The organism is Klebsiella sp. PK18 (assembly GCF_057784655.1).
This window is the reverse complement of the sequence record NZ_CM173493.1, coordinates 3,353,765-3,378,608: the sequence shown is the minus strand read 5'-3', so window position 1 is coordinate 3,378,608 and position 24,844 is coordinate 3,353,765. Positions and strand designations below refer to the sequence as shown.

The following is a 24,844-nucleotide window of genomic DNA, read 5'->3' as shown; positions in this document are numbered from 1 at the left end:
AACCATCCAATTCAGGCCACCTTGCGGTGGCTTTTTTTATGGGCGTAATATGGCAAATAACATAATTAAAGGGCGCAAGGGTGGCGGCTCAAAGCAGCGTACACCGACGGAACAGCCGGATGATTTACAGTCCGTTGCAAAAGCCAAAATTCTGCTCGCATTAGGTGAGGGTGAATTTGCAGGTGGTTTAACCGGGAAAGATATTTATCTTGATGGCACCCCGCTTGAAAATGCTGATGGTTCGCAAAACTTCAGTGGCGTGTCCTGGGAATTTCGCCCCGGCACGCAGGCTCAGACTTATATTCAGGGTATTCCCGGTACTGAAAATGAAATCAGTGTAGGAACGGGAGTTTCCATCAAGACAGCCTGGACCCATACCTTTACTAATACCCAGCTTTCTGCCGTTCGTGTCCGCCTGAAATGGCCGTCCCTGATGAAACAGGAAGATGACGGCGACGTGGTGGGCAGTACCGTCAAGTATGCGATTGACCTGCAGACCGACGGTGGCGCCTGGCAGACGGTGCTGGAAACCGCTGTCACGGGTAAAACCACCTCCGGTTATGAGCGGAGCCATCGTATTGATCTGCCCCATGCCGGCAGTACCTGGACGCTACGCCTGCGTAAAATCTCTCCGGATGCAAACAGTGTCAAAGTTGGCGACGTGATGACGCTGCAGAGCTATACCGAAGTGATTGACGCGAAGCTGCGTTATCCCAACACCGCGCTGCTTTATATCGAGTTCGACTCCAGCCAGTTTAATGGCTCCATTCCGCAAATTTCCTGTGAGCCGCGTGGGCGCGTGATTCGTGTGCCGGATAACTACAATCCGGAAACCCGCGAATATACCGGCGTCTGGACCGGCGGGTTTAAATGGGCCTGGACGGATAACCCGGCCTGGATCTATTACGACATTGTTACAGCTGACCGTTTTGGTCTCGGTAATCGTCTGAGCAGCGCCAATATTTCGAAATGGACGCTGTACCAGATTGCACAGTACTGCGATCAGCTGGTTCCTGACGGGCGCGGTGGTGACGGCATGGAGCCGCGCTATACCTGTAACGTCTACGTCCAGGAACGCAACGATGCTTACACCGTGCTGCGAGACTTTGCCGCCATTTTCCGGGGCATGACCTGCTGGAACGGTGAGCAGATTGTTGTGCAGGCTGATATGCCGCGTGATGTCGATTTTACCTATACGCGCGCCAATATTGTCGGCAAACCCCGTTATTCGAGCAGCAGCAGCCAGGTTCGGTACACCAACGCCCTGGTTTCCTGGTCTGATCCGGATAATGCTTATGCTGATGCAATGGAGCCGGCGTTTATCCCGGAACTGGTTTCCCGCTACAGTTTTAACCAGCTCGAAATGACCGCGATTGGCTGTACGCGCCAGAGCGAAGCCCACCGTAAGGGGCTGTGGGGCATACTGACCAACAACAAAGACCGGGTCGTTGAGTTTGATGTGGGGCTGGACGGTCGCATTCCTCAACCCGGTTATATCATTGCCCTGGCGGATGAGTTGCTGGCCGGACGGGTCAACGGCGGGCGAATCAGCGCGGTGAATGGCCGGGTGATTACTCTGGATCGTGATGTGGATGCCAAACCTGGCGACCGTCTCCAGCTAAACCTGCCATCCGGTATCTCACAGAGCCGGACCATTCAGGCTGTTAACGGGCGCCGGCAGATTACGGTCACAACGGCGTACAGTGAGACACCAGAACGGGAATGCGTCTGGGCCGTTGAATCCGATGACCTCTTCCTGCAGCAGTACCGGGTTACAGGGGTAAAAGAGAACAGCGATGCCACCCTCACGATCACCGGCGTGGCACATGACCCGGATAAATTCGCCCGCATCGATACCGGCGCTATTATCGACCAGCGCCCGGTTAGCGTATTGCCGGCGGGCAACCAGTCACCTCCTGACGATATTGTCATCACATCCCGCTCGGTCGTGAATCAGGGGATCAGCGTCGAAACGATGCAGGTTAACTGGTCAGCTGTCAGCGGCGCTATTGCCTACGAGGCACAGTGGCGCCGTAACGACGGGAACTGGATTAATGTGCCGCGCAGCTCGACCACCTCGTTTGAGGTCAGCGGCATTTATGCCGGTCGTTATCTGGTTCGCGTCCGCGCGATAAATGCGGCGGAGATCTCGAGCGGCTGGGCGTATTCCGAAGAGAAAACCCTGACCGGCAAGGTCGGCGAGCCGCTGGCACCGCTGGCGCTGGCAACCCGTTCTCTGGTTCATGGGGTCCAGGTTAGCTGGGAGTTCCCGACCGGCTCCGGGGATACGCTGCGCACGGAACTACAGTACAGCAAAAATCAGGACGGCAGTGCGCCGATGCCGTTATCAGACGTGGCCTATCCGGGGAAAAGCTATCAGCAGATGGGCCTCAGTATGGGCGCAGAATTCTGGTATCGGGCGCGCCTTGTGGATCGTCTTGGCAATGAAAGCCCGTGGACCGGCTGGGTCCAGGGGATGGCCAGCGATAACTTTGATGACTACTACGAAAACCTGACCGACGCGATCAAGGATACGGCTGCCTGGGAGGAAACGCAGCGCACCATTAGCGAAACACAGGAAGGTATCCGCAATACGCAGCAGGAACTGGAGCAGACCGCTGAAGCTCTGCGTAAGGAAGCCGAAGACCAGGCGAAGCAGGTCAGCCAGAATATTGATGCATCGGCGAAAAGCATCACGGCTGATGTTGACGGGAAGATCTCCGCCGTGAATAAAACCATCACGGATGAGATCACCTCGGTCAATGAGGCTCTCGATTCTGGTCTGGCTCAGGCAAACAAAGGCGTTCAGGAGGCAAAATCCGCCGTCGCAGATGCGAACAAGCAGATCGCAACTGTGAACAAGTCGCTGACCGACAGCATCACCCAGGTAAGACAGTCAGTCACCGATACGGCTGCGGAAATCAACGCCACCATCGACCTGGAGATTGCCAGGGTCAGCAAAACGCTGGCCGACGGCGATGCCGCATTGAATGCGCAGATAAAGACTGCCGAAAATGGCCTGAAGCAGTCGCTGTCTCAGGTCAACACCACGCTGACCAATGCGGTGAAGCAGGAGACCGCGGATCGTATCGCCGATGTTAACGCGAAGGCGTCACAGGCCGCTGATGAACTGCTGGCGGCAACGCAGGGGATTGAGGCGAGTATCGAGAGCCTGACTCAGGTGATGAAGACCGCCGATGAAAATCTGGCGCGGGAAATGTCCAGCCTCGCTGCCGGCGCTAATATCCAGTTCGATTCGCAGGTTATCTGGCATTTCAACAATCAGACGACCGAGGGCTGGACCGGCAGCGCCGGCGTACCGGGTGTGTCACAGGATGGCTGGTTACGCCCGGCGGACAGCGCCACCGATCCGTACATTACCTCTCCAGGCGGGCTGGCTGTCAATGGTGCGGCGTACCGTTTCATCATGCTGCGCTTTCGTAAAACCGGCAAACCAGTCTGGGCGGGTGAGATCCGCTGGGTGTCTGCCGGCGAAAACTTCAATAACACGAAGCGATACATTGTTGCTGAGCCGGAATATGCCGATGGGGTGGCAACCCTGACGGTGCGTGATATTCCGTGGACAGGGAACATTGATCGTATTCGCCTGGACCTGACGAACCAGCAGGATGCCAGCAACTTTATCGAATTCGACTGGATCGCCGTTGGCCGGCCAGCACCCGGCGCCAGTACGGCGGCTTTGCAGGATGTGCGCAGTACGCTGAGTAACGCGCTGACCGCCGAAGCGCAGGCACGCAGCACGCTGGCGGCGCAGATGCGTGGCTCCTATGATGGGAGCGATCTGGAGAAAGTCACCTCCGGGCTGCTGTACCAGGAAAAAACCGCACGCGTTACCGCCATCTCGGCGGAAGTTAAGGCCAGAGAGTCCCTGCAGACGCAGTTTAACGACAACAAAGCTGCTGTTTCTGGTGAACTGAGTTCTCTGACGACAGAGCAGAGCGCGCAGGCGAGCCGTATCGGTGGCCTGGAAACCAGCCTCGGGAAAAAAGCCGATGCAGCCGCGCTGACGTCCCTGACGCAGAAAGTTGAGCAACAGGGCGCCACGCTGACATCGCAGGGCGCCGCGTTAACATCGCTCACTAACCGGGTTGGCCAGACGGAAACGGGCCTGGCTGGTACTAATGAGGCGCTGAGCGGGCTGCAGTCTGTTGTTACCCAGCAGGGTGACAGGATAACCAGCCAGGGTCAGTCCATCACGAAACTGACGAGCGATTTGGGCACGACAAATGCCGCGCTGGCGAAGAAAGCCGAAGCGGCTGCGGTCACTGCCTTAACGCAGCAGGTAGAGCAAAACGGGCAGGATATTCGCAGCAATACTGACAGCATCACCAGCCTGTCGAATCAACTGGTCAATGGCCAGCCGAATCGCTGGTCCCGTCGGATCTATCCGGTGCAACTGGCTAACGCCGGGACAGTCCCGTCATTCAGCGATGTTCGCGCTGTGGCACCAACGGTAGTGGATGAGGTGGCCGACGCGGCCAAACTGGACTTTACGTCCGCCGGCAGCTATCTGATCGCGCTGTATTCCTGCCAGGTGAAAGTGGCCGCAGATACCACCATCACACTGGCGCCCGGCGCCAGGGTTTTTGATGATACCGGCGCCATATTTGTGAATGGGGTTCAGGTCGCCTGGGGTAACGCCAGCTGGAATACCGTCAGTTTTGAACTGAAAGCCGGCTGGAACACCGTTGAGTTTCTGGTGAATCAGTGGACCGGCCAGGCGTATATCAACCTGGGCCTGAAGCTGTCAGACAAGGTTGCTGAGATGTACTCCGGTCTCGGGGTTTCCGCGCTGGCAAACGCAGGCGGCGTGCTCAGCTCGAATGTCAGCCAGATTGGCAACGATGTGGTCAGCAATTCGCAGAACATCACCCAACTCCGGAATGCGCTGACGCAGACAGACGCGAACGTGGCCAGCAAAGCGGATCAGACGGCGATGAACTCGCTAACCGGACGAGTGGAGAAGACGGAATCCGGGCTGACGGCTGCTAACGCCAACATTACCTCGCTGAAATCCGCTGTACGGGCCGGAAACGCATCAGGCGGAGATTTAATTCCCAACCCGACATATGACCCGGCTTACGACCAGATGGGGTTTAGCGTCGTATCCACGACGGCTGAGGAGGTCCCTCCTGGCTGCCCGTATGGTTATGCGGCCAGAATTGCCAGCCGGGATCACCATCCTAACTTTGCCGCGTTCCCGGCCACGCTTAACGATGTGATTGAGATCAGCGCACTGGTTGCCTGCGGCGCCGGCACGGCGAATTTTAATCTGTATGTTGGCACCGCCGTTCGGCCAGATACGAGCACCGGTGCGCCACTCATGGCGGGTGGCGGGAAATCCCCCTCCGCGACCTGGCAGAGAACCACCTGGCGCTTCAAGGTCACGCAGGCGATGGTGGACAGGGGTTATATCCGCCCGTTCCTGCAGATCTCGCAGAACAGCCCGTATGGCACCGTATGGTTCGTTACGGACTGGCATATGCGAAATGTGACAGCGGCGCAAAAGGTTCAGGATACTGCGGATGCCACGGCGGCGGCGGTTGACTCGCTGACCACCACCGTGACGCAACAGGGTAATCTGCTGACCTCGACCGGCAACCGGACAACCCAGCTGGAAAACGGGCTGGCAACCACCAATGCCGCAGTGGCCAAAAAGGCTGATGCGACAGCGGTGCAGGATTTGACCAATACCGTCACACAGCTGGGCAACGATCTGACTGCTGCGAACAGCGCCATCACGAAACTGACCGGAAATCTGGCGAATACCGATAAAGCGCTGGCGCAGAAAGCCGATGCGACTGCGCTGGCCACGCTCGACACGAAAGTGACGCAGCAGGGTAAAACGCTGGAGAGCCAGAGCAATTCGCTGACGAATCTGTCGAACAGTCTCTCGCAGGTTGCGGCAGATATCGATGCCAGCGGTCAGATACCGGGTAACCTGGTCGTGAATCCATCATTTGAACGCGGGCTGGATGGTTATACCGGGCGGTCAACCGCGACCAGTGTGGTGGAGGTTTCCGCTCCTCACAGCGGGACGCGGGCGCTGAAGGTTGATCCGGGGAGCGTGTCTCCGGGGCAATACATCCCGTTTGTTCAGGGGCGAACCTATGAAATCGGGGTGTGGGTCAAGGAACCCGGAGCGACGACGGATAATGGCGCGGGGAACAACAAGTTGCGGATCGGTAACTCTGCCGGCCAGCCGGTCTTTGAGCGTCCGTACAACAGCGGCACGGTGGGGACAAACTGGACCCTGGTTTCCGGTCGCTGGAAAGCGACGGAGACAGCCAGCCTGCCGGTGACGCTGAGCAACTATCTGATTAGCGGCAGCCGCTACTTCGATGATTTTTACGTCACTGACGTTACCGACCGGGTGGACATCGATGCCACCGCCGGCGCCGTTACCGGACTGACGAGCCGGGTCAGCACAGCGGAAGGGGCTATCACCTCGCAAAGCCAGCAGCTGACGAACCTGCAGAACAGCCTGAACACGACCAACAGCAATGTGTCGAAGAAGGCCGATGCAACGGCACTGACTTCGGTCGATAACCGGGTAACAGAGGCGGAAGGGAAACTGACCACACAGAGCCAGCAGCTGACAAATCTGGCGAATGTGCTGACGGCCACCCGCAACGCTGGCGACAACCTGATCCCGAACTTTGATTTTCTGCAGGGCAGCACGGCCTGGGATATTCAGTATCCAGCCGGTGTGACCTTTGGCGATTTCGGGGACGGGAAAGCGGGGGTCCGGCTGAACCGGACGACTAACACCAGTCCGGGGATCTTCTCCAACAACAACAAGCCGGTGCCGCTGAATGGCCAGCGCAAGTACCGCGTGGTGGTGAAGGCCAAAGGTGTTTCCGGCGCGATGAGTCTGCTGATCCGTCGCCAGAACAAAATCGGCCAGACGGACAGTACGTATGAGGATAAAACGGTCACGCTGACCACTGACTGGCAAACCATCACCTGGGAAACCGGATTGACGGCTGCCGGCGCGGACGGGCAGAACTTCAAACTTTATTCTCATCCGACAAACGGTGAAATCTGGCTCGATTCCGTCCGGGTTTTTGATATCACCGATGAAACCAACATCAAGGCGACCAGCGATGCTGTTTCGTCTCTGACCGGGACGGTGACGAACCAGGGGAACACCCTGACATCACAGGGGCAATCCATCACGGCGCTGAATAACGCGCTGGAAGGGGTCAAAGGCGATGTGGCGAAGAAGGCTGATGCGTCGGCGGTCAGTTCACTGACCAACCGGGTTACCCAGACTGAAAAGGATATCCGTAGCCAGGCCGACAGCCTGACCAGGCTGAATACATCGCTGAAGCAACAGGCAACACGGGGAGCCAATGTACTGCCGGACGGCAGTTTTGAATCCTATGCCGTCGGCGATGTTCTCAGTAATGCCCGCGCTGTTATCACCAGTGAAGCTGCGCACAGCGGGACCAAAAGCCTGCGTGTTACGCGCAGTACGGAGTACAACCCGAACGCGACGGATAATAACGATACCCATATCTTTTCTGGTATGCAGGTTCGCGATAATGCGGTCTATTACGTGGAGGCGTGGGTTAAGTTGCCGGCTGGCTCGACCGCCGATCCGACCGTTTATATGGTGCTAGGATTTTCCTTCCAGGATTCTGCCAATGGCTGGTCGTGGCCTGGCCTGAACGTGAAAGTCTCCGAGTTGTCGGTGGACAACTGGACAAAGGTCAGTGGCTATCTGACCAACAACCGAACCGCACTGAAACAGGCAATGGTGAGGATCTCCATCCCGAATACACCAAAAGTTCGCCTGGGTGACGCCTTCCTGATTGATGATCTGATCATCACTGACGTGACCGATGCGAAAGCGGCGCTCGATGCCGCCGATGCGAATGCGCAGGCGCTTTCCAGTCTGTCCGCGTCAGTCACGCAGAACGGGAAGAATATTACGTCTCAGGGCAGCGCGATCACGAAACTGCAGTCGGATGTGACTCAACTTGGTAAGGATATCAGCGGCAAGGCCGATGCCAGCGCGCTGACGAATCTGACGACCCGCGTGACGGCTACCGAAGGCAGCCTGAAATCGCAGGGAGACAGCCTGACCAGCCTGCAGAACAGCCTGAATACGACTAACAGCAATGTGGCGAAGAAGGCTGATGCAACGGCGCTGCAGAGCCTGCAGAACACCGTTGAACAGCATGGCAGGGATCTGACCACGCAAAGCAGCGCGCTGACGAACCTGGAAAACAACTTTTCCTCCCTGGCCGTGGGCGGGACCAACCTTATCCGCAATGCGGACACACTGGAAGGATGGAGCAGCCGCCACGCCACAGAGACCTATCTGGGCGACCGCGTGGCCTACACCCGGCTGGCGAAAGGTGCATCCGGTTATACCCAGCTGGATGAACAGACGCTGGACGTTACCGGGCGTACGGAATTTGTATTCAGCTTCTATGCGAAAGGGGCTTATGACGGGCAGGAGATGGCGAGTTATTTCTATAACCCGTCGAACACCACCACCACGGAAACCAGCCAGGGCGTTAAAGGCGGGGCCGGTGACGGCAAGGCGGTCACGAAACTGACCACCGCATGGGCGCGTTACTGGGTGAAATGGGTTATTCCTGCCACCAGTGGCACCAAACGGCTGATTGCCGCGCGTCTGGAAAGCGCGACATCTGCCGACAAAGAAGTCTGGCTCTGCCGCCCTCAGCTGGAAACCGGGACCGTGATGACCGACTGGTCACCGAGTCCGGATGATGCGGCCAGCGGTATTACCGCGAACACATCGGCCATTAACAGCCTCACCAGTCGGGTGACGAATGCCGAGGGGCAACTGACCGCGCAGTCTCAGAGCATCACGAATCTGCAGAACAGCCTGAACACCACCAACAACAACGTGGCACAAAAGGCCAGCGCGCAGTCGGTGAGTGATCTCACCAGCCGGGTCACCAGTGCGGAAGGCAAAATCACCTCCCAGGGGCAGGCTATCACGAAGCTGCAGGGCGATTTGAGCAGCACCACCGATAAGGTCAACACCAAAGCGGATCAGACGGCGCTTAACGCGCTGACTGGCCGGGTGGAGAAAACCGAGGCAGGCCTCACGGCAGCCAACAGCAACATCGTCAGCCTGACGGCGGCGGTGAACGCCGGGAATGCTGCCGGGGATGATTACATTCCAAACCCGTCATTTGATCCGGCGTATGACCGCATGGGTTATGACGTGGTGGAGACCACCGCCGATGGTGTGCCGGCTGACTGCCCGTTCAGGTATGCCGTCCGGCTGGCCGGGCGAGACCATGTGCCAAAAATCAACAATATCGCCGTGACACCGGGCGACGTTTTCGAAATGTCTGCTCTGGTAGCGTGTGGTACCGGCAGTGCTGACTTTAACTTCTATATCGGTCGGGCTACTACCGCCACCGGTGGCATCGGAGCGAAAGCGTCCGGGGGCAACACTAAGACCACCTCCGCGTGGAAACGAACCACCTGGCGCTTTACGGTGCCATCCGATACCAGCTTGCTGCGGCCGTTCCTGCAGGTTAATCAGAGCAGCCCGTTCGGCACCGTCTGGTACGCTGCCGACTGGCATATGCGTAACGTGACGGTGGCGAACAGTGCGCAGAAAACCGCAGATGCGACTGCAAAAGCGGTGGATTCACTGACCACCACGGTTAGCCAGCAGGGCGATACGCTCAGCAGCATCGGCACGCGGACCACCTCGCTGGAGAACAGCCTCCGGTCGACAAACGATACGGTGAGTAAAAAGGCTGACACGACAGCGGTGACGCAGCTGCAGGGCACGGTGACGCAGCAGGGGAATGACATCGCGGCAGCTAACAGCGCGCTGACAAAACTCAGCAGCGATCTGGCCACGACGAATGCGAACGTGAACAAAAAAGCGGATGCAAGCGCGATGAACACCCTGCAGAACCAGGTCACGGAGCAGGGCAAAACACTCAGTGCGCAGGGGGATTCTCTGACGAAACTGAGTAACAGCCTGAGCCAGACGGCAGCGGATATTGACGCCAGCGGGAAAATGCCGGGCAACCTCATTGTCAACGGCAGTTTTGAGCGCGGCGCGGCGGGCTTTACCGGCTGGAGCAGTACCGCGACGGTGGCCGATTTACAGGTTCCGCACTCGGGTAACAAGGCGCTGAAAATGTCCGCCGGCCAGTCGAACCTGGTCGGACAGGAAATCAGTATCACGCAGGGCCGTACCTACCGCATGGGGGTATGGGCGAAGCAGGACCCGGGGACCACGATTAAAGATGCGGGTAACACGAAGTTTCGTGTGGCCGACAGCACTGGCCTGCTGGTCGGCTCAAACTACGGACCGTTTAGTTCTGGCTGGCAACTGGTAACGTTTGACTGGAAAGCCACGAAGACCACGACGGCCAGTTTCCAGCTGACAACCTTCCTCAGCGCGGGGGCAATGTATTTTGATGATTTCCATGTCCTCGATGTTACGGATGAAAAGGATATCGCGGCTAATGCCGGGGCTATCTCTCAGATGAATACCCGCGTCACCGCTGCGGAAGGGGCTATCACCACCCAGGCGCAGCAGCTGACGAAACTCAGCGGCGATCTGGCTGTCACAAATGCGGCGGTCAGTCAGAAAGCAGAGCAAAGCGCTGTCACCGGGCTGACCACCCGGATGACGTCTGCCGAGGGTAAACTGGATTCGCAGTCGCAGCAGCTCACCAGTCTGCAGAACAGCCTGACCACGATGAATACTGAGCTGGGTAAAAAGGCTGACACGTCCGCGGTGAGTTCACTGACCGGTCGCGTCAGCCAGGTGGAAAACACCATCACCAGCCAGTCGCAGAGCATCACGTCCCTGACCAGCACCATCAATACCATCCGCACTCAGGGAGCTAATCCGTGGGTTGACGGTACGTTTGAAAGCTACAGCGATGGCCAGGTGCTGGGCGGGAACGGCACCGCCGTTGTGGTGGCGTCTCAGAAATTCACCGGCGATAAGAGCCTGAAGTTGAGACGGGATGAGAACAACGGCGGCAACAGCGATAAACAGCTTGGCACCTGGCAGTCAGTCCGTGAGGACGCGAAGTTCCGGTTTGAGTTCTGGGCCATGATGCCGGCGGATCAGGCGCCCTCCTCCGGGTGGACAACGCTGGTCGGTATCCAGTCACAGAATGCTGCCGGGCAAAATGCCTGGCAGGCGGCGGTCACTGTCAGCGAAGCATCTCTGGGCGCGCGCGATAAATGGGTGAAATTCACGGGTATCGCCAGTAACAACGGGGCGGGCAGAACACGCGCGGTGGTCTGGATCTCCACCCGTGGCGCCACCGGCAACGGTACCCCTGGCTATTCACTGTATATCGACGATCTGGTCATCACGGATGTTACCGATGCGAAAGCAGCACAGGATGCCTCTGACGCGACGGCGAGCGCCGTGAGTGGCCTGACGGCGCGCGTAACGGATGCCGAAGGGAAAATCACTGCCCAGGCGCAGCAGCAGACGGCACTGGCTACGAAAGTGGATAACGCCAACTCCCGCGTCGATAACATGGCGAAGACGCTGAGCGACAGCCAGAGCACACAGGTCAGCCTGAATACCTCGCTTCAGTCGCAGATTGACGCGCAGGCGGCCGCCAACATCAAAAACCAGACGACGCTGGACAACACGATTAAATCGGTGGCCAGTATCACCAGTACCCAGCAGACGCATGCAACGGCACTGGAGGCGCTGGCAACGCAGCAGACGACCCTGACATCCAGTGTCGGGGATCTCAGCGCTTCCGTTCAGAACACCGCCAAAACCGTGGCGGATGTGAATGGTACGGTGAGTTCGCTGTGGTCGATGAAGGTTGAGACGGTTAACGGGAAGAATGTTGGCGCGGGGATTACGCTGGGCAGCAATGGTGAAACGAGCGACATGATCCTCTACGCCGACCGCTTCTCGCTGTTTAACCGTAACAATGCGACGGCAGTGCCGGTGATGATTGCCGAAGGCAATGAACTGTATATCGATACGGCACGTATCAAAAACAGTTCCCTGACCTCAACCAAAATCGCGGACGGTTCCATCACGAACGCGAAGATCGGCAAAGAGATCCGCTCGGATGACTTTGTTGACGGGGCACGCGGCTGGAGCATCAACAAGGATGGTGGGGCGCAGTTCAACAATGGGATCTTCCGTGGTCACATTGAGGCGGCAAGCGGCAAGTTCAAAGGCACCCTGGAAGCTCAGTCATTTATCGGTGATATCGCAGTAGCTCGCCGCTACGATGATATGGCTTTCCGCCGCAACCAGACTGTTCAGCGTAACGGGGCATACCAGAACCGTGGATATGGGATGACGATTGTTCTGTCGTGCACACTGGTTTACCAGCTCACTGGCGCGGGCAATGTTCAGCAGTCGTATTCCGTTGATATCACGTTCAACATTGGCGGGCAGGAAGTAACACGTCGCTTCTTTGCCAACGCCGGCGGTTTCCAGTCTGGTGACTTCACTCAGGAATTCCGCTTCGCTGCTGATCTGCTGGCTGATAACAACAATGTCAGCTTCTTTATCAAGGCGCGCGGCAACGATGCTTCGATTGACTATAGCTGCTCGATCCAGAACATCACCGCCACGGCGTTCCGTACAAACAGCAACTCATTCAGCTAACAGAGGCCCCGCAAGGGGCCTTTTCTTTTTCCAGGGATAACCATCCAGGAGGAACTTTATTATGGCGATGTATGAAGTCGGCACCGTCACGGGCGCAGCATCTCAGGCGCGGGTGACAGGAGCGACAACAAAGTGGGCACAGGTGGCGCTGGGGATACAGCCGGGGTCGATTCTGGTGGTCTACCGCAGCGGTAGTGCTGACCTGTATGCGATCAAATCCGTGGACAGTGACACGCTGCTGACGCTGACCCGGAATATCACCACCGCATTTTCCGGCGCCAGTTACGGCATTATTACCGCTGAAACCGCCAGTACCTCGTCGTTTGCTAACCAGCTGGCCAGCGCATTTGCATTCTGGCGTAGTGTGGTGGAGGGCTGGTCGATGGCCCTGACCGGCAGCGGCAATATCACCCTGACTGACCCGATCACAGGAAAGCAGGTAACCGTGCCGGCGATAGGCGGGATGGCGAAGGCATCGGATCTTAACGCGCTGGCAAAACTCACCGGAGGAAACAAACTCGACGGCTCGCAGGTTATAACCAGCGATAATGCCGGTTTTATTCTCGGTAAGAACTCAGATCTGGCTCTGCTCAAAAAACAGGGGCAAGGCGGGACAATTGCCGTTGGCTCGGGAACACCGTTCAGAGTTCAGCGTTCAAGAGCGACCACTGTGTCACCGTCAGATACCTTTGATGACATCCTCGTTATTGGGACCGATAACCAGACGACTTTGCCCGGTGGGTTATCAGCTGGCGGCAACATCGATAACACGTCAAAGGGGAAGGTTCTGACGCAGGCGATCGAGCTGTCAATGAGCACGCCTTACATTGACTTCCACTACAACGGCAGCAGTGCGGATTATACCGCTCGCCTTATCCACGACAGGCAGAACCGCCTGAACGCGCAGGTACAAAGTTTTTGGGTAACGGACGGGAGGATCACAGCATCATCGACCATGCCAGCCAACCCAGCCATCGGAACGCAACTGACCTCCAATCCGGTACGCTCATTGATGGCAGGGCGAGGAGCGTATGGTGACGTGGATGGCGCTTACGTCCAAATGTACATGGAGGAGCAGGTAGGCACCGAACACCGACTTGTTCTGTACGCTGACGGATTCGGGCGAACCGATGCATGGATTTTCCGGGCTGGCGGCACGATCTCCACCGGTAAGGGTGACGTCCTGACCACCGGCTCAGATGTCCGGCTGAAAGATGCGTTCATGGAGCCTCAAGAAGGGGCCTGCAGGCGCATTAACTCGCTGGGAGTATGCGAGTTCAATATGAAAGGCGAAACGCGCCGGAGGCGTGGCTTTATCGCCCAGCAGGCTGAAAAAGTTGACGACTTGTATACCTTCCTCGGCATCGAGCAGGAGATCGATGGTGAAAAATTCAGAGTGATGAATGTGGATTACACGGCAATCATTGCCGATTTGGTGACCGTGGTACAGGATTTGATTAGGCGAGTTGACGCACTAGAAAGTTGAGGAGCATAAAAAATCCCCCGGAGGCACTTGCCGGGGGCAACTGAAACGACATTAATTGCTGTGTACATCACAGAATAATTTGCAGTAAACGATAAGTAAGTTCAAGTAAAGTTTTACTGGTCAGATGTTGTGTTATTTTTTAATAACCTACCAAAATTAATAATGAAGTAGTGCTAAATTCTGCTGGGAATTAATTTTTAAGGATATAGCCCTAAAATATTGCTGTGCATCAGATATAAATCGTGAGAATAGGTTCAAAAAAATGGATGCCAAATGTTATTATTGAGACGTTTATCATTAATTGAAGTGCAATCTTGTAATTTTCACATTCGTGTTATAACTTTGTAATGCAGGAAGGTTTTATCTTGTTATTTAGTGGGTTGACGTGATGGCAGTTCTTAGTGATTTATAATAGGCTTTCTATGTTGACAAATTTCCCGGATGAGAAGTACATATCTGATAGAAATACATCGTTCATTAAGCGAGTATATTTTTTACGTCAGATTGGTGTCGTTCTTTGCTTTATTCCTATATATTCAGTCCTCCAGGAACAGTCACATCAAAAAATAACAACAGCCTTGTTAATTCTGAATGCACTCATCTGGCCATCGGTTGCTTATCTTGCAAGCATGATGTCGAAGGATATGCTGAGTACTGAAAAGAAGAATATGATACTTGATTCATTCTGGGCTGGAATCTGGATAGCCGTAATGCAAGTTAGTCCAATTCCATCATTATTCATAATCTCAGTTCAAATAGCTGATCGCTATGCTGCTGGTGGATGGAAAATTTTAAAACCAGCATTAATGTGGATGATGATTAGTTTCCTGACAGTTTGGTTAGTAAATGATTTCAGATATACGATAGAATTCAGTACCCGAACGGTATTGCTTTCTTTACCCTTGGCGACCTGTTATCCCATATTACTGAGTATTGTTTCAAGGCACTTATCTATAAAGTTGAGGAAAAGAAGGGAGTTACTGGAAAAACAGGCTCTGATGGATCCTGGCTTAGATCTGCCAAATCGCCGTTTTTTTGAGCAGAAAATGGAAAGTGCTTTTCGTGCGACACGTAAAAAGAGAACGCATTCTTATCTTATGCTCATTGATGTTGATAATTTTAAAAAAATTAATGATACCTATGGGCATGAAGTAGGTGATGCGGTGTTATCTCGTATATCATCAATATTACGAGACTGCGCTGGCGAGAAGGACGTACCAGCAAGATTTGGTGGCGATGAGTTGGCTATTATTGTTAACAATAGTAATAATAAGCTTGTTATAGCTATGGTTCATATAATTCAGAAAAAAATTAAAGATCTTTCATTACCTTCTCACAAAGATATTTACTGTACTGTCAGTATTGGTATTTCTTGCGCAGAAAATAAAGAATCAATCATCGAGTGGATCAAAGAGGCTGATGAAATGCTATATGAAGTTAAACGTAACGGGAAGAATGGATATTGCATGCCGAATAATTGAAGATGATATGATTTCTTTTCTCATGAGTTTATGCTTATAAATTTTAAAGATAGTTTATGATCGGCATTACCAATACGGATAAATTTATTCGGAACCACAGACACCATCTCAACTAACGTTTGATACCTGCCACCAAATTAGTGGCACCACTTAACTGTATGATTTTATTATAATTAATGACGGTCTCGTGTTAATTGCTTTTCCCTTTTGAGTCATTTGATTTGAATAATCGATCAATTTATGAAATATGATAGGTTTCGCCTATTGTTCGATCGTTATCGATCATTTTAAACTATTTCTCTTTCATTGTTAATTATGACACGATTAGGATTATTCCTAGTTCCGGTGTTTTTTTAATGATAAAGAACAGTGTGGAAATAGATTTCTGTAGATTTGTTTTAGAACCATCTTTTAAAAAAGATGGTTCTATTCATTCTTGGGAAATTCTCACGAAAAATGTTAAAAAAAAGCATTGCAATGATTATCTTGCTAATGAAGTTGGTTTTTGTTTCACTTCATTAAGCGATAAAGAAAAAATCGATGTGTTTAAGAAACAGATATTGACAATTGAAAGACTTGATACATCAAAATTGAAGTCCAAGCCAGTTTCGTTGAATGTTGATAGTCTTATTAGCGATTGTATTTTGAACGATAAATATATTGGTGATTACTTAAAAAACCAAAAAAACATTGCTTTTGAGATTAACGAGCATTTTCATGAATTCAATACTAAATGCTCTATGGTTGACTTAAAGTGTCTTTCAAAATTGTGTCCAGTATGGCTGGATGATTTTGGGAGCGGCTTAACAAGCTTAACAATTATAGATATGTTTAATTTTGAATGTATAAAAATTGATAAAGATTATTTCTGGGAAATACAGAGTGAGAGCGAATTCTTTAACGTAATAAATAAAGTAAAATCATACTGCAATTTCGTGATTGTTGAGGGAGTTGAGACAATAGAACAAAAAAATAAAGTACATTCTGTTGTTGATTGCGCTTGCCAGGGAAGGTTGTGGATGAGTGATTACTATTATATTGAGATTTAAAATAAATGACAACAAAAGATGATAAATGTCCATTTTGTGGTGCAAATTTAATTAATGAGGACCGCTGCCACAGTTGCCATGCCTTTAAGATTAAAGGTTATGTATCAAGAGACGCACGCAAGACAATTAATTTGATATCTATCTGCACATCTTTACTGGTAGCATTCTTTGGGATCTTGGTTATGTTTCTGGTATCTTTCGGTATCGGGACGTATATTGCTATCATTGCGTTTTCGCTTATTTTATATTTCATTATGAAAAGAATTCTGTATATAAAAGAAGAAAAAAAAGGGAAGATGGTATGGAAAAGAGCAATCATTACATGGTAGGTAGTAATTAAATAATATAATGGTGCTGCTGGTTCCAATGCAAGCCTCGGATTTCGAGGCTTTTTTATTTTCTTTTCAAATGATGAGTTATAACACCGGAAATATTTAACCCGACTCACAGGGAGTGAGTATTATTGGCTAATAATTCACTATCCAGATGAGCTGAAAGACTCAAAGCTGGTTATCAAAACTAAAAATATACTAATGAATTTCAATAGGTTAGAGATTAGACTAAAAACATTAACCACGCATCAAAAACACCTATTTTCCTTTTTTAATCAATAAGTAATGACGTTATTAGTTAACTACTGCTGCGCCATATGCAGTGGTTCGAAGCCGCAGACCTGATCGTCAAAGGCATGGAAGGCGCTATCGCCGCCAAGACCGTGACCTATGACTTCGAACGTCTGATGGAAGGCGCTAAACTGCTGAAATGTAGCGAGTTTGGCGACGCGATTATCGCGAACATGTGATCCCCTTGGTGGATTAAGTAAAAGCGGGAGCCGATGGGCTCCCGTTTTTTTTGATTTTCAGTCAATGATTCCCCCAGGTGCTCATCGGATCGTGTAGAGACAGATATCATGCTGCACGACGCCACCAGTTCAATGCTGCCTTTCTAACTGAAGTATTTGCCATGACCGGGTTATGAACTCAGAAAAATATCAGGTTAGGAAATATCTTGGCAGTTTGCCATTGCCAGAAGTGTATATATAGAATCTCTTTTTCTTTAAAAAAACATTCATAGCGAAAAAGAATGCGTTGCATGGGTGAAATTCCCTAAAAATCTTGTTCTTCTAATTTTCTTCAATACAATGAAAAAGTCTTACTTTATCTATACAGACTCTAATTCATACATCAAGGAGAGATACTATGGCAGTCCACACTTATAAGGAATTAGCAGAAATATATGCTGCTCGCATATCTAAATGCAAAGATGGAGATATGCGAGTGATAGAATTGAATAAAATCTGGATGGAAATTCAGACTTTAACAGTAGGTGGAAACCCTCTTACTGAGCATCAACGGGTTCGTATGCTCGAAGAGCTAAAAAAGGCCCTGACGGACATGGGGTATGACGATGATGTTATCGCCCTTGAACACTACAGTGGTAGGGAGGATTATGAGGCGTTAGCTAAATCAGGCTCATCCATTAGCAATGATGAAATACTAGCAATGATGAGAATGGTAGCAAAAGGACCGAAACCATGAATCAAGAACAATTAAATATTGTAACGCTTACGCTTTCATGTATAGCTTTGGTGGCTTCTATCTATTCAGCACTTCAATATCGTAATGCAAACGTTATTTCCAAAAGAGCGCTGAAGTTACAGGAAGCTGCTCTCGAAAGTCAGATTACAAATAGTATTGCTACTGCAACAGTACAGCTGCGCGAGGCATTGATGAAATACGCAGAAGCTGATAGCTCTGCTGTCAACTATCCAATCATCAGCAAAAATTATAATTCAGCACAAGAAACTTGGCTCAATGCATATGATCAAGCCTGTATGAGTTATCGTGAAGGAAAACTAAACAAGGAAACGTTTAAGAAAACTTATCACGTTCCAATCAGAGAGTTGTACGAAGATAAGGAGTTGCACTTTTTCTTCAGTCCTGCTGACACATCTAAATATCAGTCAATTATATCGGTTTACCGGGAATGGGAAACATATCATCGCTGACAGTTTCGACAAGAGTCGGGATTTGGCAAGTTATTGTTTTTAGATTAAAATATAAAAAATTAATCTTACTGAACAGGTTTAACTTATTGATTTTAAATTTATTATAGAAGAGGTAGTGAAACATATTATTTGTTTCTGGTTAGGAATGAGCACAGATTAGCTTATCCTCACATGGCGCCCTTAATCCCCCGTCACACGTTCCCCGACATAGAGGTGCGGAATTTATGCGGACATGCAAACAGATGCACCAAAGTTAGAGGGTGAGTTCGGGGAGAAAATGCAGGTTAAAACCGCGCCGAACGGTAAGGCGCCAAATGGGTGACTGAAAAGCAATACGCTATCCGCTCACCTTCAGATTAAACAGCCGGGACAGCGCCGCTCTGCCGCTATCCGTCACTTGCACTTCCCGATATCCCGGCGTGCGGGTTATCCATCCTTTCTGCTCAAACAGTGCCATCAGCGACGAACCGGCATCACCGCCCAGATGAAAACGTCTTTCACTCCAGTCAAGACAGGGGCAGCAAGGCTTACGTCGCGGGCGGGTGTTCAGTACTGCGCCAAGGCGTTCAAGCTGGGCTTTACCGGCTGATGTCAGGGCCAGGCCATCGGCCGCTAGCCATTTTTCCCGCAGCATATACTCATAAATATTCACCGCCAGCTCGCCCGCCAAATGGTCGTAGCAGGTGCGTGCGTAACGAAGATTAACCGGCGTGCTGGGGAGAAGCGTCTTATGCGCCTGCATAGAGACGCCCATCAGGTTTTCCAGCAGCGCGGCGATATGCGCGCCCGCCAGGCGGTAATAGCGGTGACGCCCCTGCGCGAGACACACCACCAGCCCGTTGCTGAGCAGTCGGGCAAGATGCCCGCTGGTGGTGGAGGCAGACACCTCGGCAACCGTACTGAGTTCGGTTGCCGTCCATGCGCGCCCATCCATTAGCGCGCATAGAATACTGACCCTTGACGGGTCAGAGAGGGCGGAGGCCACCATCGCCATAGCGGTTTCCAGCGCCTCCTCTGGCTCACTGTCTTGCTGCGTTTTCAGGAGATTCATTCAGAAAGTATGGCCCATTTTTTGGTCACTTCCGCTGCCCGGGTGTCATCATCGGTAATGAGAATGAGCCGGTTACGGTGGTCGCTGTACTGTACCAGAATATTAATGCCATTGCGGGCCAGGGTGTCTGCGATGTCTCCCAGTTCACCAGGTCGTTCCTGAGGTAACTTTCTGATCAGAGGACGGCATACGCTGCTGACGGCAAAACCAGCCTCGGTCAGTACCCTGCGGGCTTTCTCACCGTCTTCCACCAGAAAATGCGCATGTCCGGCATCAGGCGTGGTGAATACGCCACCGCCTTCGAGCCCCACGCCGTTGTTACCCAGCGCCATACCCATTGCGCCAAGCGAGCCCGGCGTGTTGCTGAGAATCACGTGAATGTCATACATCTGGCTGTGCTCCCCGATCCGATGCGTAATCCCGGAACACGCGGGCAACGCGTATTCTGTAGTATGAAAAAATCGATGCTTTGCCTTCGCGCTGGGCAGCCAGATGCCGCTCATTTTGCTGCCAGTTGGCCACCGATGCTTCATCTTCCCACCAGGATAGCGAGAGGATTTTGCCGGGCGTACTCAGGCTCTGAAAGCGCTCAATGGCAATAAACCCCGGCGTGTCTGAAAGCAAAGGCGTCAGCCCGGCCGCAAGCTGTAAATATCTTTCCTGTGCTTCTGGTAAGGCGTCGGCCTCAAAAAGTACTGCAATCATCAGTCTGCTCCGTGGTGAATGTCCCTGCAGTCTACTGACGGCCACAGCAGAATGCTTCGGTCTGCAGCGAAGTATGGCTGAGGGGGGATACCCTCAGCCGCCGTCCCTGCGCACCGGATTACCCTTCAGAAACGCGTTACTCTGCGTTAAAAATAATAAATTCAGGTTGGTAACTGACCGGGAAATTGACCGAACGGGCGATAAAACAGACGTGATGGATCTGCTGATGAATGGCCGTGGCGGCGTCGAGATCGGTACCTGGTAGTACGGTGATTTTCGGCCTGAGGGTGGCAGAAATAAAGCGACCCGCGCCCCCTTTTAACACTTCACCCGTTGCCACCGGCGAGTCCTGATATTCCATGACCGTAATGCCGGCATCGGAGGCCAGATGTAAGTACCACAGCATGTGACAGGCTGAGAGAGAAGAGAGCAGGAGATCTTCCGGGTTCATTTTGCCGGGATCGCCGCCCAGTAATGGGTCATTTGAACAATGAATGGGTTCTTTTCCCTTTACCGCGATATCCCAGGTCCGGGCATAAGCCTTGTAACCCGAAGTACCCGTGCCCTGATTGCCGGTCCATGTGATATGGCTGGTATAAGCATGTTGCATAGGTTTGCCTTTTCTCTGTGGAGGGGGGGATTTATGTGCTTTTCATCGCAGAGGCATCTTCCCGTTTTGTTGCGTTGCCTCAACGAAGCTGCCCTTGGAATCGCAAGGTTGTCATGACGCTAATGTCAATGGCATAATGGTATACCATTTATGCGTGATGTAAAGAGAGCCAAATGAACACCGCTTCCCGTTCGACCGCCGATATTCTTGCCGGTGAGCTAAAAACCTTAATCAACAAGGGGACGTTGCGAGATGGCGACCGTCTCGTTGAGAGGGACCTGGCCAGTCAGTTTGCGGTCAGCCGTATCCCAATGAGAGAAGCGATACAGCAGCTTGAGCGCGAAGGTCTGGTTGAGATTTACAGAAATCGTGGCGCGGTGGTGAAAACGCTGACGGCCGCTGATGTCGATGAAATTTATCAGCTGCGGGCACTCCTGGAAGGCGAAGCCATTTTTCATAGCCTGGAGAATATGGACCCGGAAACGCTTGCCCGGGCAGCACTGGTGCATCAGCTACTGAGCAGCGCTTCTGAACCCGAGCAGCAGGGGAGATATAACCGGGAGTTTCATGAACTGCTTTATCGGAAGTGTAATAATCAGCGCCTGCTGAAGATGATCGGTGAATTGCGCGAGCAGATTGAAAGATATGAGCTTTTTCAGAACAGACTGCTGTCGGATACGCTGAAATTCCAGGATGAGCATCAGCAGATCCTGATGGCCTGCCAGCAAAATCATCCACAGGAGGCGCGGGCGTATACCGTGAAACATATTCTCTCAGCAGGCGAAATCCTTCGCGCTTATATCTTAAGCCGTTAATGGTTGTGCAAAGCGGCTGCGTTGATCGCGCATAAATTGCCATCCGTATCTGCTCAATGCTATAAGAAAAGAGCCGTTTTAATCGTGCTTATGTTTTATCGGTAAGGAATCAGTGAAGGTCAGATAATGATTACGTCAGTTCAGCCTACCACCACCGTCACCACCACCACGACCGTAACCAGCGGTGGTGTGGGCGTATCTGTGACCGGCTCCTGACAAACAGATCCTCACTCCCCGCCAATGTGGACGGGGAGAGACCTCTCCGTTCGTGACACACTGAATGGAGACCCATCATGATTTCATCTGAGCATGCCCTTTTAATTATCGATATGCAGCAGGGGCTTTTCCATGGCCCGGTTTCTCCGTATCAGGCCGATGCGCTTCTGGCGAACGTTTGCCTGCTAATTGAAAAAGCGAGACAGGCTGGGGTGCCCGTCTTCTTTGCCCGCCATACCGGGCCGGACGATTCTCCGTTCTCAGCACAAAGTCCATTAACCCAACTGCTGCCTGAGATGGGGGTTAACGGCGAGCGGGATATCGTCTTTATTAAAAAGTACCCCTCCTGTTTCCAGCACACTGACCTTGCGCATCGGCTCGCCCAGGCCAGCGTAAAACAGCTGGTTATTGCCGGGATGAAAACCGAATTCTGCGTGGACACGACCTGCCGTGCGGCATCGGCGCTGGGATGGCGGACGGTGCTGATCTCGGATGCGCATTCAACTATGGATAACGAACGGTTGTCAGCGCCTGACATTATCGGCCATCACAATATCACGCTTGCCGGGCCATTTGTGACGCTATCGACCGCCGCAGAGTGGCACTTTTCTGCAGAGAAATAAGGGTGAAGAAAGGGAGCTCGATGGCTCACGTTTGCCACGCCAGTTCATCCGGTTTTACTGTGCATGGCGGCGCAGGGTGGAGGCGGGGTGCCGCCGCAGCGCCTCTTCGGGACGCACAGGGCGCCGCACCAGTTCGCCGCCGCAGTTTGGGCAACGACCGTGCAGCCGCGCCGTCATGCAGTCCCGGCAAAAAGTACACTCGAACGAGCAGATAAACGCCTCGGGTGAGTCTGGCGGCAGATCTTTATCACAGCATTCGCAATTCGGGCGTAACTCGAGCATTAACTTCTCCTGTGGTTAACGGCTATATCAGCGACGGCGGGTCAACGCATGCTGTTTTTATATCACGGCCCGGACTGGCTGCCGAGGAGGGCGGATTAACTTCCGCCTCAAAGCGTTGCCTTCCCGGGCTGCATCCCCGGCACAAGGATGACTTTGCGGCATGCCTCTTCGCGTTTCTCAAAGATCTGATAGCCGCGCGCGGCCTCCTCCAGCGGCATATGGTGAGTGACGATCTCCTCAGGGGTGAGCAGCCCTTGCTCAATCAGCGCCAGCAGGTCCGGCAGCCAGGCATGGACGTGGGTTTGCCCCATCCTGAAGGTCAGCCCCTTATCAAAGGCATCACCAAACATAAACCCATGAATGAAACCGGCGTAAACCCCGGGCACGCTGACGATACCGCCGCGGCGCACGGCGGCGATGCACTGGCGCAGGGCTTTTCCGCTGCTGCCCTCGATTTTCAGGTTGCTGAGGACGGTTTCCGTGAGGCTGCCTTTCGCCTCGAAGCCCACGGCGTCAATCACCGCGTCGACACCGCGATGTCCCGGCGTGTTATCGATAATCCACTGCGCCGGGTCGTCATGGGTGTCGAAGTTTATCGGGATCGCGCCATAGCGCTGCTGCGCGAAATCGAGTCGGTAATCGTTATGATCGATGATAAATATCTGCTCTGCGCCATTGAGCCTGGCGCAGGAGGCGCACAGCAGGCCTACCGGGCCGGCGCCAAAAATAGCCACGCTGCTGCCGGGTTTGACCTCGGCGTTTTTTACAGCCTGCCAGGCGGTGGGCAGAATATCTGACAGAAACAGCACCTTTTCATCGGGTAAGGTGTCAGGCACTTTAAATGGACCGGTATTGGCTTTGGGGACCCGTACATATTCAGCCTGGCCGCCGGGGATGCCGCCGTACAAATCGCTATAGCCAAACAGGGCCGCCGGTGGCGAAATGCCTTTTCGGTTGAGCGTTGCCCCCTGGCCGCTATTGGTGCTTTCGCAGGCGGCATACTGCTGCAGGCGACAAAAGAAGCAGTCTCCGCAGGCGATCACAAACGGGATAACCACCCGGTCGCCTTTGCGGACCGCGGTGACCTCGGAACCCGCTTCCACCACTTCCCCCATAAATTCATGGCCGAAAATATCGCCGTGATGCGTGCCGGGGATCTTTCCGCGGTAAAGATGGAGATCGGAACCGCAAATCGCCGTCGCGGTGACGCGCAGTATAATATCGTCCGGCGCTTCAAGGGCCGGGTCGGGCATGGTGTCGACGCTGACATGATGGGGACCATGATAAGTGAGTGCTTTCATTGCATATTCTCCTGGAGAGAACGGCTGACCGCATCAGGTGCAAAGGCATATTGACCTGACGCGATGGCCACCGATAAACCACCGTAAAAATAAAGCGTAGAGTACAAGTAATGGAACTGCGTGATATTTCAGTTGTTGGGTGTGTTTTACGTTTCGCTTATTTCACGTTTGGTTTGTTGGGTTATTTGCATATTCGGATGACGAAGTCTAGCCTTAATCAGGCATGATATTCGCTCCATTTTTTTATTTGATAGCCGCTCCCCCAGCGGCTTTTTTTATTGGTTATCTTTAGAAAAGTTCTGAATTTCATGCTGACGAAGCCTCGCCGCGCCGCTTCGTTATATACCTCAACAGGAGTACTCCGATTGTATCGATAATACGAGGGCTGCAGGTATTATTTCCCTGCACACAGTAAGTTAGCGGTGATGTGCCGTCTGGTTATTTTTAATGTGTGTTGTAGAATTATTCCGAATTACTGCTGAAAGACGTCGGGAAAACGGAATAATAATTTGACTAACCAGCATTACCCGCTAGAGTTAAATATCGAACGACGAGTGATACGGAATATTTTCGTATC

General features: G+C 52.7%; 14 protein-coding genes and 1 pseudogene. 9 read left to right on the top strand and 6 right to left on the bottom strand.

What is annotated here, in order from left to right; translation table 11 throughout:
* Positions 1-49 precede the first annotated feature (49 nt).
* From gpJ to AC3EMD_RS16520, 7 genes and pseudogenes are all read left to right on the top strand, one after another.
* Complete coding sequence (gene gpJ / locus AC3EMD_RS16550; RefSeq protein ID WP_200617467.1) at positions 50-12,640, top strand: TipJ family phage tail tip protein; 12,591 nt, start codon at positions 50-52, stop codon at positions 12,638-12,640.
* 61 nt (positions 12,641-12,701) lie between these two features.
* Positions 12,702-14,126, top strand: coding sequence for a tail fiber domain-containing protein (locus AC3EMD_RS16545; protein ID WP_200617466.1), 1,425 nt, complete (start codon positions 12,702-12,704; stop codon positions 14,124-14,126).
* Between the two features lie 422 nt (positions 14,127-14,548).
* Positions 14,549-15,607 (top strand): sensor domain-containing diguanylate cyclase, encoded by a 1,059-nt coding sequence (locus AC3EMD_RS16540; RefSeq protein ID WP_023297391.1) that lies wholly within the window; start codon positions 14,549-14,551, stop codon positions 15,605-15,607.
* A 356-nt stretch (positions 15,608-15,963) separates the two neighbouring features.
* A complete protein-coding gene (locus AC3EMD_RS16535; RefSeq protein ID WP_023297392.1) occupies positions 15,964-16,656 on the top strand; it encodes an EAL domain-containing protein in 693 nt (230 codons plus the stop codon).
* 634 nt (positions 16,657-17,290) lie between these two features.
* Positions 17,291-17,458 (top strand): annotated as a pseudogene (locus tag AC3EMD_RS16530) (isocitrate/isopropylmalate family dehydrogenase); the annotation flags it as partial.
* Positions 17,459-17,855: 397 nt separating this feature from the next.
* Positions 17,856-18,194 carry a hypothetical protein gene (locus AC3EMD_RS16525; RefSeq protein ID WP_080930056.1) on the top strand — a complete coding sequence of 113 codons (339 nt, stop codon included), beginning with the start codon at positions 17,856-17,858 and terminating at the stop codon, positions 18,192-18,194.
* Positions 18,191-18,664, top strand: coding sequence for a hypothetical protein (locus AC3EMD_RS16520; RefSeq protein WP_060875925.1), 474 nt, complete (start codon positions 18,191-18,193; stop codon positions 18,662-18,664). The genes AC3EMD_RS16525 and AC3EMD_RS16520 overlap by 4 nt, the downstream gene beginning before the upstream one ends.
* Before the next feature lie 337 nt (positions 18,665-19,001).
* Here AC3EMD_RS16520 and AC3EMD_RS16515 read toward each other — a convergent pair whose 3' ends face one another.
* From AC3EMD_RS16515 to AC3EMD_RS16500, 4 genes are all read right to left on the bottom strand, one after another.
* Positions 19,002-19,715, bottom strand: coding sequence for an ArsR/SmtB family transcription factor (locus AC3EMD_RS16515; RefSeq protein ID WP_012542153.1), 714 nt, complete (start codon positions 19,713-19,715; stop codon positions 19,002-19,004).
* Positions 19,712-20,104 (bottom strand): amino acid-binding protein, encoded by a 393-nt coding sequence (locus AC3EMD_RS16510; protein WP_012542152.1) that lies wholly within the window; start codon positions 20,102-20,104, stop codon positions 19,712-19,714. The genes AC3EMD_RS16515 and AC3EMD_RS16510 overlap by 4 nt, the downstream gene beginning before the upstream one ends.
* Positions 20,097-20,420, bottom strand: a complete 324-nt coding sequence (locus tag AC3EMD_RS16505; protein ID WP_012542151.1) for an antibiotic biosynthesis monooxygenase family protein — start codon at positions 20,418-20,420, stop codon at positions 20,097-20,099. The genes AC3EMD_RS16510 and AC3EMD_RS16505 overlap by 8 nt, the downstream gene beginning before the upstream one ends.
* 136 nt (positions 20,421-20,556) lie before the next feature.
* Positions 20,557-21,030 (bottom strand): OsmC family protein, encoded by a 474-nt coding sequence (locus tag AC3EMD_RS16500; protein WP_008807711.1) that lies wholly within the window; start codon positions 21,028-21,030, stop codon positions 20,557-20,559.
* 173 nt (positions 21,031-21,203) lie between these two features.
* Here AC3EMD_RS16500 and AC3EMD_RS16495 point away from each other — a divergent pair, with 173 nt between their 5' ends.
* On the top strand, positions 21,204-21,845 hold the full coding sequence (locus tag AC3EMD_RS16495) for a GntR family transcriptional regulator (protein ID WP_080930055.1): 642 nt from the start codon (positions 21,204-21,206) through the stop codon (positions 21,843-21,845).
* 293 nt (positions 21,846-22,138) lie between these two features.
* Positions 22,139-22,684: a cysteine hydrolase family protein gene (locus AC3EMD_RS16490; RefSeq protein WP_224231303.1), complete on the top strand. Its 546-nt coding sequence runs from the start codon at positions 22,139-22,141 to the stop codon at positions 22,682-22,684.
* A gap of 54 nt (positions 22,685-22,738) precedes the next feature.
* Here the strand turns inward: AC3EMD_RS16490 and AC3EMD_RS16485 are convergent, their stop codons facing one another.
* Complete coding sequence (locus AC3EMD_RS16485; RefSeq protein WP_012542149.1) at positions 22,739-22,966, bottom strand: DUF1272 domain-containing protein; 228 nt, start codon at positions 22,964-22,966, stop codon at positions 22,739-22,741.
* A 107-nt stretch (positions 22,967-23,073) separates the two neighbouring features.
* Complete coding sequence (locus AC3EMD_RS16480; RefSeq protein ID WP_008807708.1) at positions 23,074-24,267, bottom strand: zinc-dependent alcohol dehydrogenase; 1,194 nt, start codon at positions 24,265-24,267, stop codon at positions 23,074-23,076.
* Positions 24,268-24,844 lie beyond the last annotated feature (577 nt).

Excerpts from the sequence above, each read along its gene's own strand:
- gpJ (WP_200617467.1), top strand. The coding sequence starts at position 50 with ATGGCAAATAACATAATTAAAGGGCGCAAGGGTGGCGGCTCAAAGCAG.
- AC3EMD_RS16545 (WP_200617466.1), top strand. The coding sequence starts at position 12,702 with ATGGCGATGTATGAAGTCGGCACCGTCACGGGCGCAGCATCTCAGGCG.
- AC3EMD_RS16540 (WP_023297391.1), top strand. The coding sequence starts at position 14,549 with ATGTTGACAAATTTCCCGGATGAGAAGTACATATCTGATAGAAATACA.
- AC3EMD_RS16535 (WP_023297392.1), top strand. The coding sequence starts at position 15,964 with ATGATAAAGAACAGTGTGGAAATAGATTTCTGTAGATTTGTTTTAGAA.
- AC3EMD_RS16525 (WP_080930056.1), top strand. The coding sequence starts at position 17,856 with ATGGCAGTCCACACTTATAAGGAATTAGCAGAAATATATGCTGCTCGC.
- AC3EMD_RS16520 (WP_060875925.1), top strand. The coding sequence starts at position 18,191 with ATGAATCAAGAACAATTAAATATTGTAACGCTTACGCTTTCATGTATA.
- AC3EMD_RS16515 (WP_012542153.1), bottom strand. The coding sequence starts at position 19,715 with ATGAATCTCCTGAAAACGCAGCAAGACAGTGAGCCAGAGGAGGCGCTG.
- AC3EMD_RS16510 (WP_012542152.1), bottom strand. The coding sequence starts at position 20,104 with ATGTATGACATTCACGTGATTCTCAGCAACACGCCGGGCTCGCTTGGC.
- AC3EMD_RS16505 (WP_012542151.1), bottom strand. The coding sequence starts at position 20,420 with ATGATTGCAGTACTTTTTGAGGCCGACGCCTTACCAGAAGCACAGGAA.
- AC3EMD_RS16500 (WP_008807711.1), bottom strand. The coding sequence starts at position 21,030 with ATGCAACATGCTTATACCAGCCATATCACATGGACCGGCAATCAGGGC.
- AC3EMD_RS16495 (WP_080930055.1), top strand. The coding sequence starts at position 21,204 with ATGAACACCGCTTCCCGTTCGACCGCCGATATTCTTGCCGGTGAGCTA.
- AC3EMD_RS16490 (WP_224231303.1), top strand. The coding sequence starts at position 22,139 with ATGATTTCATCTGAGCATGCCCTTTTAATTATCGATATGCAGCAGGGG.
- AC3EMD_RS16485 (WP_012542149.1), bottom strand. The coding sequence starts at position 22,966 with ATGCTCGAGTTACGCCCGAATTGCGAATGCTGTGATAAAGATCTGCCG.
- AC3EMD_RS16480 (WP_008807708.1), bottom strand. The coding sequence starts at position 24,267 with ATGAAAGCACTCACTTATCATGGTCCCCATCATGTCAGCGTCGACACC.